8 protein-coding genes and 3 pseudogenes are annotated in these 11,250 nt (G+C 68.4%); 8 read left to right on the top strand and 3 right to left on the bottom strand.

Annotated features, from left to right (window positions below; all coding sequences use genetic code 11):
- Nucleotides 1–129: 129 nt before the first annotated feature.
- From AOZ13_RS01360 to glmM, 6 genes and pseudogenes are all read left to right on the top strand, one after another.
- On the top strand, nucleotides 130–1,167 hold the full coding sequence (locus AOZ13_RS01360) for a zinc-dependent alcohol dehydrogenase family protein (protein ID WP_021779600.1): 1,038 nt from the start codon (nucleotides 130–132) through the stop codon (nucleotides 1,165–1,167).
- 57 nt (nucleotides 1,168–1,224) lie between these two features.
- A pseudogene (locus tag AOZ13_RS15355) lies at nucleotides 1,225–1,827 on the top strand (PAS domain S-box protein); the annotation flags it as partial.
- A 116-nt stretch (nucleotides 1,828–1,943) separates the two neighbouring features.
- Nucleotides 1,944–2,318 carry an ATP-binding protein gene (locus AOZ13_RS15350; protein WP_324603240.1) on the top strand — a complete coding sequence of 125 codons (375 nt, stop codon included), beginning with the start codon at nucleotides 1,944–1,946 and terminating at the stop codon, nucleotides 2,316–2,318.
- A gap of 6 nt (nucleotides 2,319–2,324) precedes the next feature.
- Nucleotides 2,325–2,999, top strand: a complete 675-nt coding sequence (locus AOZ13_RS01350) for a response regulator transcription factor (protein WP_020222689.1) — start codon at nucleotides 2,325–2,327, stop codon at nucleotides 2,997–2,999.
- 127 nt (nucleotides 3,000–3,126) lie between these two features.
- Nucleotides 3,127–4,362, top strand: a complete 1,236-nt coding sequence (gene glmU, locus AOZ13_RS01345; RefSeq protein WP_021779598.1) for a bifunctional sugar-1-phosphate nucleotidylyltransferase/acetyltransferase — start codon at nucleotides 3,127–3,129, stop codon at nucleotides 4,360–4,362.
- Between the two features lie 120 nt (nucleotides 4,363–4,482).
- A pseudogene (gene glmM / locus AOZ13_RS01340) lies at nucleotides 4,483–5,813 on the top strand (phosphoglucosamine mutase).
- Here the strand turns inward: glmM and AOZ13_RS14120 are convergent.
- Nucleotides 5,810–5,950, bottom strand: a complete 141-nt coding sequence (locus AOZ13_RS14120; RefSeq protein ID WP_020220928.1) for a hypothetical protein — start codon at nucleotides 5,948–5,950, stop codon at nucleotides 5,810–5,812. The pseudogene glmM and the gene AOZ13_RS14120 overlap by 4 nt on opposite strands.
- A gap of 544 nt (nucleotides 5,951–6,494) precedes the next feature.
- Here AOZ13_RS14120 and AOZ13_RS01335 point away from each other — a divergent pair.
- On the top strand, nucleotides 6,495–7,433 hold the full coding sequence (locus AOZ13_RS01335; protein WP_020220927.1) for a dihydrodipicolinate synthase family protein: 939 nt from the start codon (nucleotides 6,495–6,497) through the stop codon (nucleotides 7,431–7,433).
- A 721-nt stretch (nucleotides 7,434–8,154) separates the two neighbouring features.
- Nucleotides 8,155–9,234 carry a D-xylose 1-dehydrogenase Gfo6 gene (gene gfo6, locus AOZ13_RS01330; protein WP_020220926.1) on the top strand — a complete coding sequence of 360 codons (1,080 nt, stop codon included), beginning with the start codon at nucleotides 8,155–8,157 and terminating at the stop codon, nucleotides 9,232–9,234.
- Here the strand turns inward: gfo6 and AOZ13_RS01325 are convergent.
- Together AOZ13_RS01325 and AOZ13_RS01320 are read right to left on the bottom strand one after the other, a co-directional pair.
- Nucleotides 9,235–10,270, bottom strand: a pseudogene (locus tag AOZ13_RS01325) (tyrosine-type recombinase/integrase).
- Nucleotides 10,267–10,662: a DUF5805 domain-containing protein gene (locus tag AOZ13_RS01320; RefSeq protein WP_020220925.1), complete on the bottom strand. Its 396-nt coding sequence runs from the start codon at nucleotides 10,660–10,662 to the stop codon at nucleotides 10,267–10,269. The pseudogene AOZ13_RS01325 and the gene AOZ13_RS01320 overlap by 4 nt, the downstream one beginning before the upstream one ends.
- Nucleotides 10,663–11,250: the final 588 nt, after the last annotated feature.

Genomic DNA, 11,250 nt, shown 5'->3' with positions numbered 1-11,250 from the left:
GAACCGCGGGACGGCGAGCGATAGCGCTCCGCCGGCGGGACGCCGATGGGGCGTGAGACGCGCCGCCGGGTCGCGGAACCCCCCGCCGCGGCGGGTGGATTTTTCTCCCCGCCGAGCGATCCACCGTACATGGAGGCCGCTGTCTACCACGGCGAAGGCGATATCCGCGTCGAGGAAGTGCCCGATCCCGAGATCGAGGAGCCGACGGACGCGATCGTCCGCATCACGCACACCGCGATCTGCGGCTCCGATCTCTGGTTCTACCGCGGTCAGCGCGACTATCCGACGCCGGGACGCGTCGGCCACGAGCCGATGGGCGTCGTGGAGGCGGTCGGCGACGACGTCACGCACCTCCGGCCGGGCGATCGCGTGCTCGCGCCGTTCGCGATCTCCTGTGGGGAGTGCGAGTTCTGCCGGAAGGGACTCTACACGTCTTGCGTCGAGGACGAGGGGTGGGGCGGCGAGCACGACGGCGCGCAGGGCGAGAAGGTCCGCGCGCCGTACGCGGACGGCACGCTCGTCCGGATCCCGGAGCGCTACGCGGACGACGAGGACGTCCTCGAATCCCTCCTCCCGCTCACGGACGTCATGTGCACGGGCCACCACGCGGCGGTGAGCGCGGGCGTCGGGGCGGGGGACACGGCGATCGTCGTCGGCGACGGCGCGGTCGGTCTCTGCGGCGTGCTCGCGGCCCAGCGCCTCGGCGCCGAGCGCATCGTCGCGATGGGGCACCACGAGGACCGCTTGGCGATCGCGGAGGAGTTCGGCGCGACGGAGACGATCGCCGCGCGCGGCGAGGAGGCGGTCGAGCGGGCGCGCGAACTCACGTACGGCGGCGCGAACCACGTCCTCGAATGCGTCGGCGCGGAGTCCTCGATGGACACGGCCTTCGAGGTCGCGCGCCCCGGCGGCACCGTCGGGTTCGTCGGCGTCCCGCAGGGCGTCGACGAGGCGGCGTTCCTCGACTCGGCGTTCGGGAAGAACGTCGCGCTCCGCGGCGGCGTCGCGCCCGTGCGCCAGTACGTCGACGACCTGCTGGCGGACGTCCTGCAGGGGACGCTCGACCCGTCGCCGATCTTCACGAAGACCGTCGATCTCTCGGGCGTCCCGGAGGGCTACGAGGCGATGGACGAGCGCGAGGCGGTGAAGGTCCTCGTGAAGCTGTGATCCGACCACAATAGCTATCCGGCCGGCCGTCGAATCGCGTTCACAACTACCAGTCTCATGTCTTCCTCAGGACCGTCGTCCGACGCGGAGGAATCCGTCGACTCGACGATGTTCGACGAGAGCGGGAACGTCGAACCCGGCGTGCTCGACAAGGACTTCTTCGAGGTGCTGGTCGAGAACGGCTCGGACGCCATCGTCTCCATCGACGAGCACAGCCAGATCCTCTTCGCGAATCGGTCGGTGGAGCGGGTCTTCGGCTACGAGCCCGACGAGCTCGTCGGCGAGCCGCTGACGAAGATCATGCCGGAACGCTTCCGCGAAGCCCACCACGAGGCCATCGCGAAGTACATCAGCACGGGCGAGCGCACGCTCGACTGGCAGCACATCGAGCTGCCGGCCGAGCACAAGGACGGCCACGAGGTCCAGCTCTCCATCACGTTCGAGGAACACCCCTACGATGGCGAGCGGGTCTTCTCGGGTATCATGCGTGACATCACCGAGCGCGTCGAGCGCGAGAGCGAACTCCAGCGTCAGAACGAGCGGCTGGAGCGATTCGCCTCCATCGTCAGTCACGACCTGCGCGATCCGCTCCAGACGGCGAAGGCGGACGTCGCCATCCTCGAATCCCAGTACGAGGACGAACCGCTACTGGCCGAACTCGACGACACGCTCGACCGGATGGACGACCTCATCGAGGACGTCCTGACGCTCGCCAAGCAGGGCAAGAGCATCGGCGACACCGCCCGCGTCCCCCTCGAACGCGTCGTCGAGGACGCGTGGAGGACCGCGGCCACGGACGCCGCGACGCTCGAAACGGCGGACGACCTGCTCGCGGTGAAGGCCGACCGCGAACGCCTCGAAACGCTGTTCCAGAACCTCTTTCGCAACGCCGTCGAGCACGTCGGCGACGACGTGACGGTTCGCGTCGGCCTGCTCAGCGGGGGCGGCTTCTACGTCGAGGACGACGGTCCCGGCTTCCCCGCGGGCGCCTCGGCGGCCTCTTCGAGTACGGGTTCACGACGAGCGATTCCGGAACTGGCTTTGGGCTGAGCATCGTCGAACAGATCGCTGACGCCCACGGGTGGACGGTCGAAGCGATGAACGGCGAACGCGGCGCGCGGTTCGAGTTCCACGACGTGGTGATGTCCTGATCGACAATGTGCACCGCAGACCTTTCGACGAGTTCGCATCGTACCCCGGCGCTGCTGACCGACGGCGGTGTCGACGAGAAGACGGACGAGGGACCGGTCGTGCTCGTCGTCGACGACGAGGAACGCATCCCGCAGGCGTTCGCGCTCTGGCTCGACGACGACTACGAGGTCCGGACCGCGAACAGCGGTGAGGAGGCCTTCGAGCGTCTCGACGACGACGTTGACGTCGTCCTCCTCGATCGGCAGATGCCGGGGATCTCCGGCGACGATGTCCTCGATCGCATCCGCGAGGGGGAGTACGGCTGTCGCGTGGCGATGGTCACCGGCGTCGATCCCGATTTCGACATCGTGGACATGCCGTTCGACGACTACCTCACGAAGCCGGTGGGTCGCGAGGAACTCCGGGAGACCGTCGATCGACTGCTCTCGATCAGCGACTACGACGAGGAGGTCCGGTCGTATTTCGCGCTGACGGAGAAGCGCGCGACCCTCGAAGCCGAGAAGACCCGCACCGAACTCGAGGACCACGAGGGGTACGAGGGGCTTCTCGACGCGCTCGAGCGACGGGAGGAGCAGATGGACGAGCTGATGGGGCGGATGGATTCCGACCAGCTCGACACGCTCTTTCGCGACCTCACCGACGACGCCGAGGCCGGTACGCCCGGATCCGCGGACCGGTAGTGTTCGGATTGGCCGGATACCTGTGTGGGGCCACGCTGACGCGCCGCGACGGGCGGATTGCGCGCGGTCGGCGACGCCGGGACCGCCGTCGGGTAAGCTAATGTAGCCGTCGCCCGACGGGTGAGGCATGCAGACAGTCGTGCTCGCCGCGGGACGCGGCACCCGGATGCGGCCGCTGACCGACCGCCAACTGAAGCCGATGCTCCCCGTCGCCGGCCGTCCGCTCGTCGCGCACACCGTCGAGGCGGCCGCCGACGCGGGCGCGTCGCGCGTCGTCCTCGTCGTCCAACCGGACGACGGTTCGGTCTCCGAGTTCTTCGGCGACGAGTACGCGGGCGTCACGCTCGACTACGCCGTCCAGACCGAACAGCGCGGGACGGCGGACGCCGTGCGCGCGGCCGCACCCCACCTCGACGACGCGCCGTTCGTCGTCCTGAACGGCGACGCGCTCTACGATCACGCCTCGCTCGCGACGCTCTACGACCGCGCGCCCGCCGTCGGCGCGTTTAGAGTCCCGGATCCGTCGCAGTACGGCGTCCTCCTCACCGACGAGGCGGGCGAGCGCGTGACGGGCGTCGTCGAGAAGCCCGCGGATCCCCCGTCGAACCTCGTGAACGCGGGCGCGTACGCCCTCCCCGCGGCGGCGAAGTCGTGGCTCGACGTCGACGAGTCCGAGCGCGGCGAACTGGAGTTCACGGACGTGCTCGCGCGGGCCTGCGAGACGTCCGACGTCCGCCCGGTCGCCTTCGAGCGCTGGCTCGACGTCGGCCGGCCGTGGGAGTTGCTGGAAGCCAACGAGTGGCAACTCGGCGAACTCGATGGTCGCGTGGACGGCGCGGTGCACGCGGACGCCGAGCTATCGGGCGACGTGGTCGTCGCGGACGGTGCGACGGTGCGTTCGGGCGTCGTGATCGAGGGACCGGCCTACGTCGATTCGGGCGCGACCGTCGGACCGAACGCGTACATCAGGGGTTCGACGTACGTCGGACCCGAGGCGAACGTCGGGCACGCGGTCGAGGTGAAGAACAGCGTCCTGATGGCGGGCGCGCACGCCGGCCACCTCGCGTACGTCGGCGACAGCGTCCTCGGGCGCGAGACGAACCTCGGCGCCGGGACGAAGGTGGCGAACCTCCGTCACGACGGCGCGGACGTGCAGACCCTCGTGAAGGGGGACGTCGTCTCGACGGGCCGCCGGAAGTTCGGCGTCGTGCTGGGCGACGGCGCGAAGACGGGCATCAACACGAGCCTGAACGCCGGCGTGAAGCTCCCGACGGACGGCGCGACGCGACCCGGAGAAGTCGTCCTCTTCGACCCCGACAGCGAGAAGGGCCGCGAGGCGCGCGACGGACGCGGCGATGAGTGATCGCCGGGAGTGGGATCGACGCGACGCGGACGCCGCGCCCCCTCCGCATCCGCGGTCGTCGTCGGGCGGCGCCCGCCGCGTCGGGAAACCGTTAGGGTCCGGGACCGTCTCCCCCTCCGCATGGAGCGACGGGACTACTTCGGGACGAGCGGGATCCGCGGGCGCGTCGGCGAGGACGTCACGGCCGACCTCGCGTTGAACGTCGGGCGCGCGCTCGCGGCGGATTCGGAGACGGTCGTCGTCGGGCGCGATCCGCGGCCGAGCGGCACCGTCCTCGTCGACGCGCTCGCCGCCGGTCTCGCAGAGTGCGGTTGCGACGTCGTCGATCTCGGGCCGGCCGCGACGCCGACCGTCGCGCGCGCCGTCGCGTGGCGCGACGCGGACGCCGGCGTCTCCGTTACGGCCTCGCACAACCCGCCCGCGTACAACGGGCTGAAGTGCTGGCAGCCGTCCGGGCAGGCCTTCGACGGCCCGATGCAGGACGAGATCGTCGAGCGCCTCGTCGCGGAGACCTTCGACCCCGCGTCGTGGGACGGGACGGGCGCGCGCCGCGAGTGGGCGGACGCCCGCGCACGCCACGTCGACGCCATCACCGACGCCGTCGACGTCGATCCCGCGGACGCCCCGAGCGTGATCGTCGACCTCGGGAACGGCGCGGGCGGCGCGTCCGTCGACGCCCTCGTCGAACTCGGCTGCGACGTCGAGACGCTGAACGCCCAGCCGGACGGTCGGTTCCCCGGCCGACCGAGCGAGCCGACCGCCGCGAACTGCGCGTCGCTGTGCGACCTCGTGGCGTCCACCGACGCCGACCTCGGCATCGCGCACGACGCGACGCCGACCGGATGATGGCAGTCACGGCCGACGGCGAGTTCGTCACCGGTGACGCCCTGCTCGCCGTCTACGCCACGGCGTTCGCCGACGCGGGCGACCGGGTGGCCGCGCCCGTCGATACCAGCCTCCTCGTCGATGACGCGCTCGCGGACGTCGGCGCGGATCTCGTGCACACCCGCGTCGGCGACGTCTACGTGGCGGAGCGTGCCGTCGCGGACGACGTCACCTTCGGCGGCGAACCCAGCGGCGCGTGGATCTTCCCCGACGACTCCCTCTGCCCGGACGGCCCGCTCGCCGCCGCGAAACTCGTCGACCTCGTCGCGAACGGACCGTCGCTCGCCGGTCGTCTCGACGCCTTCCCGGCGTATCCGATCCGGCGGACGAGCCGCGACGTGCCCGATAAGGTCGCGGTCATGGAACGCGTCCACGACGCCGTGCGAGACGCCTACGACGACGTCGACACGCTCGACGGCGTCCGCGTCGACCTCGGCGACGCGTGGTTCCTCCTCCGGCCGAGCGGCACCGAACCGATCGTGCGCGTTACCGCCGAAGCGCGGGACGAGGCCCGCGCGAACGACGTCTTCGCGGCGGCGCAGGACCTCCTCGACGAGGCGGCCTAATCGAGCGGGTCGTCCAGCCCCGCCTCCAGCGCCACCTCGGCATCGTATTCCGGATCCTCGCAGGCCTTCGAGACGCCGGCGACGACCCCGTTCCCGTGAGCGAGGACCAGTCCGAACGCGAGCGTGCGATCCCGCATACGACCGGAGTCGAGCGGACGACCCAAATACGTGCGTGAATCGGTCACCGGATCCGTTCCACAACGAATCGGAAGTCAGACATATAAGACTGAGAGTATAGCTGTATTTCAGATAAGTAGGACGCGATATCTCGTCAGTCACGAGCGGACGGTCCGCTCACCCAGCTGTCGGTCCCCCGGGTCAGGCGTGCCGGTGGGTGATCGCGTCGGCGCGATTCGTTCTCGCGACGCGAATAGCGTGTCTTACGAGAGTATGTGTGTAAAGGCATTCCCGTCGACCGGTGCAACCGCGGGGGCGGGCGCGTCGACGTCCGTCCGGTTCTCGCGCCACGGCCGTACCGGGGTCTTGCCGTTCCCCGTTTGAGAACGGGATTCCGTCCAGTGGGTCGCCCAATCGACATTCGACGGGCGCGTTCGGCCGCGAGGACCCAATGATCCACCACGAATCGTTCTCGGATCGCGAACGAATCCCGGGCGCTCACCCGCTGAGACCGCGTTTCGTGTGCCGATGCATTTATAGAATACAACGGAGAACACCGCTCGCATGCCCCTGACAGCCGATCGGGTGCGGGAGTCCCTACGCGGAGTCGCGGCGGGACTGCTCACCCCCTTCGACGACGACCGCGACATCGACCACGCGAAGCTCGCGGAGAACGCCGACGCGCTCTACGACGAGGGGATCCGGACGTTCCTCGCGGCGGCGAACATCAGCGAGTACCACGCGCTCTCGCGCGACGAACGCGTCGCCGTGACCGAGACGAGCGTCGACGCGCTCCCCTCCGACGCCTGCGTGCTCGCCGGCGTCGGCGGCAGCGTCGATCACGCGCGGGACCTCATCGAGGGCTACGACCGCATCGGGGTGGACGCGCTGATGGTGATGCCGCCGGACTTCACGTACATCCACGAACGCGGTCTGCTCCGCTACTACGAGGCGCTCTCGGACGTCACCGAGACGCCGCTCGTGCCCTACGTTCGCGGGTTCGACCCGTCGACGCGCTATCTGAGCGATCTCACGCGCGTCGACGGTCTCGTCGGAATCAAGTACGCGATCCCGGATCCCGTGAAGCTCGGCGTGGGCGTCGAGAACGGCGCCGACGACGTCGTCTGGGTCGACGGTCTCGCCGAGCCGTACGCGCCCTCGCTCTGGGCCGAGGGCGCCGAGGGGTTCTCCGCCGGGGTCAGCAACTTCCGACCGGAGATAGGCCTCGCGCTCTTCGATGCGCTCTCCGAGGAGGACTGGGAGCGGGCCCGCGCGATCAAGAACATCACGCTCCCGTACCAGCGCTTCCGCTCCGAGACGGGCGCGGACAACGAGATCGCGGACGCGATCAGCGTCCCCGCGGTGAAGAAGGGTCTCGAACTCGCCGGACTCAACGGCGGGCACGTCCGCGCACCGATCTGTTCGCTCTCCGCGGAGGACGAACGCCGCGCGGAAGAACTCTACCGGCAACTCGACGACGACATCGAACGCCTCATCGACTGAGCGAGCGCCGGTGCATCGATCCCGACCGCCTCGAGGGAGTCGTGAACTCCGTCCGCGTAGTCTCGTTAATGTAATACGAGAGATTCGGGTTTCTACCGGTTCGATTACCATATCGGATCGGGTACTCGAGGGACTCGACGATGACGAGTCATTGGGGCCGTCCGTCGCTCGTTGGATGGCCGGCATCGTGCCACTCAGCGAGTTCGGACTACGACGCCGCTGTTGCGATTTTGTACGCGGTCGCCGCTATCGTCCGCCCTGCCGGCTATTCTCCGATATTTTCGAAGGCGTCTTGGAGTTCTTCGATGGGACTCTCAGAACCGATGTGGGTCGTCGCTTGCTTTTGACGTGTGGATGTTCGGGGGTCCGGAACGAACTCCTGAACGAACGCGACGAAGTCGTGATCGACTGAACGGAGTGGGAGAAGGGGAGGACGAACATCGTCAGGTACTCCGAGCGGTGTTGGGAGAGACCATCGCGCCAATCCTGAACGCGGCCTGTATCACCCCGGTTTGATATAGCGACATATAGTATATCAGTAGCTGTCGCGACGCGCCGAACGTCATGAAAATACTTATCCAGTATTGAATTAATGGTTTCATCATGGTCTCGGGTCGCGGTGACTCACCGTGCCCGACAGCGGAGACACACCCATGATCGACACGCTCACATTCCGAACCGCACGCATCGCGACGTCAGCTATCGGCCAATTCCGCGCGCCATGAGCGAGCTCGCGACGTTCCTCGACGGATTCGACGAGCGGGACTGGCAGGAGGCGGACGCCTCGGACGGGCCGATTCGAATCGCGATGGTCGGCGTCGGCTGGTGGGTGACCGATCAGGCCGCGCCCGCCGTCGCCGCGAGCGAGCTCTGCGAGACGACCGTCCTCGTCTCACGCGGGAAAGAGAAATCCGAGGACGCCGCGGCGGAACTCGGCGTCGAATACGGGCTCAGCACCGACGAGTTCGAGGAGGGGGTCGCTATCGACGACTACGACGCCGTCTACGTCTGCACGCCGAACGCGACCCACCTCGAAATCGTCGAGACGGCCGCGGAACTCGGCAAACCGGTCCTCTGCGAGAAGCCGATGGAGGCCTCCGCGGAGCGCGCCGAGGCGATGATCGAGACCTGCGCGGACGCCGACGTCCCGCTGATGGTCGCCTACCGCATGCAGACGGATCCCGCCGTCCGCCGGGCGCGCGAGCTGATCGCGGACGGCGCGATCGGCGACGTCGCGCACGTCCACGGGCACATGAGTCAGCCGCTCCTCCGCGAGATCATCCCCGATCCCGACCAGTGGCGGCTGAACCCCGACCTCGCGGGACCGGGCGCGTCCGTCACCGACCTCGGCGTCTACCCCCTGAACACGACGCGCTTCGTCCTCGATTCCGACCCGCTTGCCGTCCAGTCCATGCTCTACAGCGAGCACGAGGGCTTCGAGGACGTCTCGGACGAGCGCGCGGCCTTCACCGTCCGCTTCCCGGACGGCGTCTTCGCGTCGTTCTCGGCGAGCCAGCAGGCCCACGAGACCGGCTTCCTCCGGATCGTCGGTACCGAGGGGGAACTCGTCCTCGATCCCGCGTTCTTCAACCGGACCGACGCCGGTCTCACGCTCTCGTGCGGCTCTCAGACGGCCGATATCGACTTCGAGGCCGTCGATCAGATGGAAGAAGAATTCGACTACTTCGCCGATCGGCTCCTCACCGGCCGCGAGATCTACCCGGACGGCGAACACGGCGTCGTCGACATCCGCGCGGTCGAGGCCGTCCTCGACGGCGAGACGGAGACGCGCACGCTCTAGCTACGCCAGCGAATACACGTTTTCGAGGTAGACGTCCCGGACCCGATCCCCCCAGTTGTGCGTGTAGGTGTCGATGACGTCCGCGGCGACGTCCCCGCGGAGGTACTTCACGACGCCGCGGTCCCCCGTTCTGTCGCGCAGGTGCGTCGTGAAGAAGTGCCGGAAGTAGTGCGGCGTGACGTTCTCGCTCGCGCCGCCCCCGGTCCGATACCAGCCGGCGTCGCGCGCGTACCCGGTCACGGTCTCGCGCACCATCTCGGGGGTGAGGCGCGCGCCCCACGTGTCGCGCGTCGAGCAGAATAGCGGCTCCGCGGACGAGCGCGCGTCCGGCCGGACGGCGAGCCACGCCGCGAGCGCGCCGCGAAGCTCCCGATCGACCGGCAGGAGCGTCACGCGCTTGCGCTTGTTCGAGGCCGCGCGGAGTTCGCCGTTCGCCGTCTCGCCCGCCGAGATATCGGGATCGACGAAGATCGTGTCCGGGCGACCATCGAGCGCCCGCGCGTCCCGAGCGCGGGATAGGTCTCGCGGGCGCGTCGTGGGCGAGGTGGAGGTCCCGGAGGTCGAGATTGCAGAGTTCGCCGACCCGCAGGCCGGTCTTGAGGAGCGTGAGGATCACGGCGCGATCGCCGGGATGCGCGACGTCGGCGACGAACGCGCGCATCCGCGGCACGGAGATCTCCCGTCTGGTGGGGTCGGCGTCGATGGTCTCGTCCATCTCCTCGACGACGAGCGTCATCGGGTTCGCGTCGAACGCGCCGACCTGCGTCATATACGAGTAAAAGCGATTGCAGTACGAGGCGTAGGTCGCGACGGTGGATTCGGCGTACTCCTCGCGCAGCGACGCGACCCACGCGAGACACGCGCGCCGATCCGCGGCCGTCGGGCCGTCGATCCCGCGCTCCGCGAGGAATCCCTCGAAGCCGCGCAGGACGCGCTCGTACGCCGCGCGCGTCCGCTCGTGTTTTCCATGGTAGCCCATGTCTTCGAGGAAGTACGCGACGGGATCGTCGACGTCGATCGCGTCCGCCGAACTCATCTCGTCTCCTCCCGGAGGACGTAACCGCCGTCGCGCGGGCTGTACTTCACGACGCCGCGCTCCGTGAGGTCGTCGAGCGTCCCCTCGAGGCGTTCCTCGAAGTCGCCCGCGAGCGCGTCCACGAGCGTCTCCCACCCGGCGACGTCGCGCTCGCGGAGTTCGGCGAGGACGCGCTCGTCGAGCGCCGACTCCGCGGCGTCGTCTGACGCTCCCTCGGCGGTTTCGTCGTCACCGTCGTCGCCGAGGCCGAGATCGTGGACCCCCGCTTGCACCATCATACGGACGAACTCGCTCTGTGAGACGCCCATCTCGTCCGCGCGCTCCACCCACACCTCCTTCTGGTCGCGCGGGACGTACGTCTTCACCGAGACGCGATCGGCGTCATCGCTCACACGGACCACCTCGGAGGTATTGTATGACATCTGACTTTTCCGGCGAAACGGGGCCGAGAGCGCTCCAACGAGCTGTATCCGGGATCTCCGTCCGCCGGCACGTGTGATCGATGCCGCGGACGTGTCTCTTCGGTCCGTGTCCCCTACCCGTCGAGACCCGGAGACGGGCATGTCGTGATCGCGGACGCGCCGCTCGCGGCTTTCGATCCGCCGCGAGCTGCTGCCATTGTCGAGGTCCTATCTCAACGGATAAGGTCACTTATCCCCACCTCCAGTACCAGATATCCGCGCCATTATAGTCCCAACTCAGCGGATTATATTCAATCTATCCCCACTTCAGCAGATAACCTCCTCCCACGAGTGGTCCCACATTCACGTATCTCCTATTCGACCGCTGCTCATCTTGCTGTAGCGAGGAAACCCCGCCGTTCACGACGGGGAGGAATCGCGTTCGTGAAGGCCACCCCCTCGCCTTACAGCGGCCCCTCGGTGTCCAACGCCTTCGCGCCCTGTATGACCAGTCCGCGCCACGTCAGGCCGTGTGCCTCTTTCACGTGAGCTGCCCCGACCTACTCGCTCGCTCCCGCT

The organism is Halarchaeum acidiphilum MH1-52-1 (genome assembly GCF_000474235.1).
Lineage (GTDB): Archaea > Halobacteriota > Halobacteria > Halobacteriales > Halobacteriaceae > Halarchaeum > Halarchaeum acidiphilum.
This window is presented reverse-complemented; position numbering and strand designations above follow the sequence as displayed.